The sequence below is a fragment of the Psychromonas arctica genome (assembly GCF_038155225.1).
GTDB classification, from domain to species: Bacteria; Pseudomonadota; Gammaproteobacteria; order Enterobacterales; family Psychromonadaceae; genus Psychromonas; species Psychromonas arctica_B.
Genome location: NZ_JBAKBA010000085.1, coordinates 1 through 2,287, shown reverse-complemented (window position 1 = coordinate 2,287; position 2,287 = coordinate 1). Strand labels below are relative to the sequence as shown.

General features: G+C 35.4%; 3 protein-coding genes. 2 read left to right on the top strand and 1 reads right to left on the bottom strand.

The features are described from left to right. Nucleotides 1-259: 259 nt before the first annotated feature. Nucleotides 260-583 carry an IS30 family transposase gene (locus V6255_RS17885; RefSeq protein ID WP_341629363.1) on the bottom strand — a complete coding sequence of 108 codons (324 nt, stop codon included), beginning with the start codon at nucleotides 581-583 and terminating at the stop codon, nucleotides 260-262. Between the two features lie 47 nt (nucleotides 584-630). Here V6255_RS17885 and V6255_RS17880 point away from each other — a divergent pair. Continuing rightward, a protein-coding gene (locus tag V6255_RS17880; RefSeq protein ID WP_425355945.1) for an IS630 family transposase occupies nucleotides 631-1,654 on the top strand; the annotation gives its coding sequence in 2 pieces (ribosomal slippage) (nucleotides 631-1,085 and nucleotides 1,084-1,654; 1,026 coding nt in all). A gap of 70 nt (nucleotides 1,655-1,724) precedes the next feature. Next, nucleotides 1,725-2,201: a helix-turn-helix domain-containing protein gene (locus V6255_RS17875; protein ID WP_341629361.1), complete on the top strand. Its 477-nt coding sequence runs from the start codon at nucleotides 1,725-1,727 to the stop codon at nucleotides 2,199-2,201. The last annotated feature ends 86 nt before the right edge of the window (nucleotides 2,202-2,287 follow it).

The following is a 2,287-nucleotide window of genomic DNA, read 5'->3' as shown; positions in this document are numbered from 1 at the left end:
ATTGGCAAGCGTTTTATTGTGTTTATTTCAATTAAGTGACTGAGTGATTAATTAAACTACAAAGTGAGGATATTTCATTCAAAATGAGGCATTCATTTGTGTAAAATAGTATTTGAGTAGACCCTAAACCTATTCATTTGGATAAAAAGTTTTATTCTACAAATTCAATCAGTTTACCTTTTAACCTATAACTCATTCGATCAATATTAGAGGTCACTGTATATGTATCAGGTAAATTCAACCTTGAAGTGCATAACAGCTAAGCAGCTAACGCTACCATATCCACAACCATTAATTTGGCTGGCGTTTTATAATTAAGCTTTTTTCTCAGTCTGTTATTTAATTCCACTATCACATTTTCAATTGATGATTGCGATACCTTTTTGAAGTCTGTTGATTTCGACCAGTATTGGCGTAATAAACCATTCGCATTTTCATTTAAACCTCGTTGCCAAGAACAATAAGGATCTCCAAAATAAACATCACACTTTAAGTGCTCTGTTAACACGCCATGATAAGCAAATTCTTTACCATTATCGGCTGGGATCATATGTACAACTTCTTTGTAAGATTGTAATACCATTTCCGATAAATATGTGATCTAATTAAGGAACTTACAAAGGAGCTAGTATGAGTCACAATTTTACTGAGTTAATTAATGCGACAACCAATGCGAGACAACGATTAAAATTACTTGCTGTCTCGCACTTCTTAGAAGGGAAAAGTAGAACTGATATTGCGACTTTTTTAAAGGTAAGCCGTAGAAGTGTCAACATTTGGATTAAAGCATACCTTCATTCCGGGTTAACAGGTCTAGAAGTAAAGCCCCGTAGCGGGAGGCCTCATCGACTCACGCCAGAGCAACTTACTAACATAAAACAATATGTAATTGATAATGCTATAAAATCAGAAGGAGGCCGTCTGCAGGGGAAGGATATAAAAGAATATATTGAAACAACATTCGGGGTCACTTATCAAAAAACTAATATTTATTATTTACTCAACAAATTAAATCTAAGCTGGATAACAACTCGCTCTAAGCACCCCAAACAATCAGAAGAAGTCCAAGCATCTTTTAAAAAAATTCCAAATAAATACGATCCTTAAGATCCCTGGGCATGTTCATTTAAAAGATGTGCATATTTGGTTTCAGAATGAGGCTAGGTTTGGTCAACGTAATACAACCACTAGAATATGGGCAGAAAAAGGGACCAGACCAAGGGCTATTCAGCAGCAACAATTTGAGTATGCTTATTTATTTGGTGCGGTCTGTATCAATACAGGTCAAACCGAGGCATTAGTAATGCCTTACAGTAATAGTGAAGTGATGAAGATTCATTTACGCTTAATTTCTGATGCAACCCCAAAGGGAAAACATGCCGTTGTAATAATGGATCGAGCCAGTTGGCACCAGTCTTATTTAGCTGAAGAGTTTACTAATCTAACTATTATTCACCTTCCTCCCTATTCTCCTAAGTTAAATTCAATCGAGCAAGTTTGGCAATGGATGCGGAACAATGAAATCGCAAACGGGTGCTTTGACGGTTATAACGGTATTGTCAATAAATGTTGTGATGCTTGGAATCGCTTCAGTGAAGACAAAAATAGAGTCATCTCACAATGTTATAGAGACTGGACTAATCTGGAAACTTAATTATCGGAATTGGTATTATACCAATTCCGATAATTTTGTGATCTAATATACCTTTAATAAAGGAGTTGTTATGGACCATGATTTCCCTAAATTAATTGCATCTACATCTAATGCAAGACTTCGTATGAGACTTCTAGCCGTTTCACACTTTACTGAAGGCCTTAGTCGAACACAGATTGCTAAGTATTTAAAAGTGAGTCGCGTCAGTGTTAATAAATGGATTAAAGCTTACTTAACTTATGGTCTCAATGGATTAAAAGAAAAGTCTCATTCCGGGAGGCCATCTCGATTAACCCAGGAGCAGTTAAGGGAAATTAAAACATATGTAATTGATAACGCAGTAAAAAAAGGTGGAGGTCGTTTACAAGGGAATGATATAAAAGAATATATTGAAACCAACTTCAACGTCACTTATCAAAAAACTAATATCTATCATTTACTTCATGAACTAAACCTTAGTTGGATAACAACACGTTCAATGCACCCGAAACAATCAATTGAAGCACAAGAAACTTTTAAAAAAATTCCAAATAAAAACGATCCTTAAGATCCCAGGGCATATCAGCTTGGATAACGTCAATGTATGGTTCCAAGATGAAGCAAGATTTGGACAACGCAATACAACAACACGTA

Bases quoted from the DNA above. Each gene is read 5' to 3' on its own strand.
- V6255_RS17885 (WP_341629363.1), bottom strand. From the start codon at position 583: ATGGTATTACAATCTTACAAAGAAGTTGTACATATGATCCCAGCCGAT.
- V6255_RS17875 (WP_341629361.1), top strand. From the start codon at position 1,725: ATGGACCATGATTTCCCTAAATTAATTGCATCTACATCTAATGCAAGA.